Annotated in this window: 4 protein-coding genes; all 4 read left to right on the plus strand. The window is 26.0% G+C overall.

Annotated elements, in window-relative coordinates; all coding sequences use genetic code 11:
• Positions 1-573, plus strand: a 573-nt coding sequence (locus tag ACJAX4_RS23035) for an HAD family hydrolase (RefSeq protein ID WP_435791776.1), incomplete at its 5' end; no start/stop codon positions are given.
• Between the two features lie 22 nt (positions 574-595).
• Positions 596-1642 (plus strand): glyceraldehyde 3-phosphate dehydrogenase NAD-binding domain-containing protein, encoded by a 1047-nt coding sequence (locus ACJAX4_RS23040; RefSeq protein WP_435791777.1) that lies wholly within the window; start codon positions 596-598, stop codon positions 1640-1642.
• Between the two features lies 1 nt (position 1643).
• Entirely contained in the window at positions 1644-2387 is a 744-nt protein-coding gene (locus tag ACJAX4_RS23045) for a cytidylyltransferase domain-containing protein (RefSeq protein WP_435791778.1), read from the plus strand.
• Positions 2350-3339: an acyltransferase family protein gene (locus ACJAX4_RS23050; protein ID WP_435791779.1), complete on the plus strand. Its 990-nt coding sequence runs from the start codon at positions 2350-2352 to the stop codon at positions 3337-3339. The genes ACJAX4_RS23045 and ACJAX4_RS23050 overlap by 38 nt, the downstream gene beginning before the upstream one ends.
• The last annotated feature ends 49 nt before the right edge of the window (positions 3340-3388 follow it).

The following is a 3388-nucleotide window of genomic DNA, read 5'->3' on the forward strand; positions in this document are numbered from 1 at the left end:
CTTGATAGTAATTTTATCAAAGAAAAAGCAATTATAAAAGCATCAAAAAACTACTTGGATAATGAAAATTTTGTAAATTATTTTATTGGGAATAATGGATTACCTAGAAACATTAAAATTGCTAAATATTTTAATGATAAAGAGTGTTCAGTTATTTTAAATAATTATAATAATATATTGAAGATAAGTTTGTTAAATGCTAGTTTCACAAAAAATATAGATTCTTTTATAAATAAACTTGAATTTTATAAATTAAAACCTTATATACTATCTGGTGGAGAGAAAGAAGAAATTATATCATTGTTGCAAGAAAGATGTTATCTAAATAAATTTAATAAAATAATGGGCGGACCATTAACAAAATATGAAAATTTGGATAACTTAAAATTAGAAGGTAATGTTTTGTATATTGGTGATAGTTTAATAGACTATGAGGTGGCAAAAAAATATAATTTTGACTTTATATTTATGTATGGGTATACACAATTTAGCAACTGGAAAGAGTATTTTACTGATAAAAAAGAGGTTTTAGTTATAAAAAACTTTGAATCATTAACATATAGTCATTGTTAATAAAATAAAAAGGAGATGGTAAATGTTAAAAGTAGGAATAAATGGTTTTGGAAGAATAGGAAGAGCAATTTTCAGAACAAATATGAATAAAAAACTTTTTGAAGTAGTCGCGATAAATGATATTAATCCAGATATTGAAAATATTGCATATCAATTAAATTATGACACTTTATATGATCAATTAAAAGATAAGTTTCAAGTGGAAAAAGATCATATTTATAATGGAGATTATGATTTAAAAGTTTTTCAAAAAAAGCATATTGATGAAGTAGATTGGAAATCAAAAGGTGTAGATATAGTTATAGACGCATCAGGAATATTAGACAATACATTAAGAGGTCATAAAACTATAGAAAAACAAGGTGTAAAAAAAGTTATTGTAACACATTCTCCAAATGAAGTTGACTTTACTATGGTTCTTGGTGCGAATGAAGATAAATTAGATTTATCTAAACATCATGTAATCTCTTCAAGTATTTGTGATGCCACAGCTATTGGACCAGTCCTTAAAATTATAAAAGATAACTTTGGTATAAATTCTGGACATCTTACTACTCTTCATCCTTGGCTTGGGTATCAAAATCTTATGGATGGACCAGCAAGTTCGTGGTCTGTACCAGGTGAAATATACCATCATTTTGCACTTGGTCGAAGTGCTATTGGAAATATGATACCAAAACCTACATCTGCACTGAGTGCTAGTTGTAAAGTTGTTGATGACATATCTCCTGAACTTATAGGCTCATATTCTATACGAACTCCAACACATATAGTTGGATGTGCAGACATTACATTAGTATTAAAAGAGAACACTACTCAAGATGAAGTTATTAAAGCATTTGAAGATTATTCAAATGCTCAAAAGTGGGATATTATAAATAATAATTTTGAGCCATTGGTTTCACTTGATTTTAAAGGTTCTGAATTCTCTGCAAATGTAGATCATAGATTTACTAGTTTAGTACAAGGTAATATGTTAAAACTTGTACTTTGGTATGACAACGAATGGGGTTATGCTACTAAAGTTTGTGAACAAGTAAACTATATCCAAAATAAAATGGAGGATTGAAATGAATGTTGCATTATTGATAGGTAAACATAAAAGTGGAGGAGTTCCTGGTAAAAATTATATGGAAATATTGGGTAGGCCTTTATCCGAATATCCTATAATGGCTGCGTATAATTCTAATATTGTTGATAAAATATTTGTATCAACGGATTCTCCAATTATCAAAGAAATTGCAAATAAGTATAATGCAGAAATTATTGATAGACCCGAAAAATTAGCTCAGTCAGAAACACCAACAGAAAGTGTTTTTGAACATGCATATACTTTTATTAAAAAACAAGTACCAGATGTAAAATATATATTTTTAATGTTTGCAAATAGTCCAGATATTTTACCAGAATATTGGGATAAAGCTGTATCTCTTCTTGATAATGACAATACACTTGATTCTGTAATCTCTGTAAGCAAGTATAATATGTTTTCCCCAATGAGAGCAAGAAAACTAAATAATGATGGTACTACTGAATCTATGCTTGATTTAAAAGCAATGGGAATTACAAATACTTTTGATAGAGATGCAATGGGGGATTGTTATTTTGCTGACTTTGGAGTACAAGTTGTTCGAGCTAGATGTATTAAAGACACCTCAAATGGTTCTTTACCTTTTAAATGGCTTGGAAATAAGCAAGGAACTGTATTTAAAGATTTTGGTTTTGATATAGATGCTCCATGGCAAATTCCTGTAATAGAATATTGGTTAAAAGAACATGGATTTAGTGAAAATAAAACACCATATGATAAATAACAGAAATATTACAATTGATTTTATAAAAGGGTTACTTATATACTTGGTAGTATTGGGACATACTCTTAGTGGTCAATATATGGCTGGAATCTCTACAAATATAGAAGAATCTTTGAGATTTTTGATATATTTGTTTCACATGCCATTATTTTTCTTTCTTTCAGGTTATTTAATAAAAACAGAAAAATTACAAAAAAAATATATTTCAGAGAAGATTAAATATATTGGAATATTATTTTTAGTAAGTTCACTTATATATATGTTTGTTTTTTCAAGCGTATCTTTTAAATCTTTTGTTTTGTTGATTACCTCGCCATATAACCACCTTTGGTTTTTGGAAGTATTAATTATATATTTTTTCGTAATCTATTTAATTAAAAATTTAGATTATAAAATGATTTTATTTCTAACTATAATTTTAGCAATAATAGGAACAGGATTTAGAGACTTAGGGTCAACTATATTTAATCAATTTGGATACAAGCCTATTTTTAGAGGCATGGAATATTTTATTTATTTTTATTTGGGATATATTTTAAGAAACCAGCTTATTAATATAAAATTATTAGAAACAAAAAAAGTGATTTTTTTACTTGTTACTTCTATAGTATTTTTAATAATTAATGTTAATATAAATATTTTTCAGATTAATTTTTATATATCTTTTGCATTCGGTTTTGTTCTTTTTAATATTTTATTGATATTTTTTATTAATAATAATTTAAAAATTGAATTGAAAAATAACTTCATAATTGAGGCAGGACAAGCTAGTTTATTTATTTATTTATGGCATTATGGATTTATAGTAGTAGCTCTACATTTAAGTGAAAAATTAGAACTTTCAAACCTCTATACTGATTTACTTTTATCGATTATTATCTTTATTATACTAATTTATGTAAATAGATATTTATCAAGGTTTGATTATTTTAAATATATAGGAGTCAGATAAATGAGTAAAGTATTTATAACGGATTATATTGATAGTCCAAATATAGAAA

Origin of the sequence: Clostridium sp. (assembly GCF_051278035.1) — a bacterium.
GTDB lineage: Bacteria > Bacillota > Clostridia > Clostridiales > Clostridiaceae > Clostridium_AD.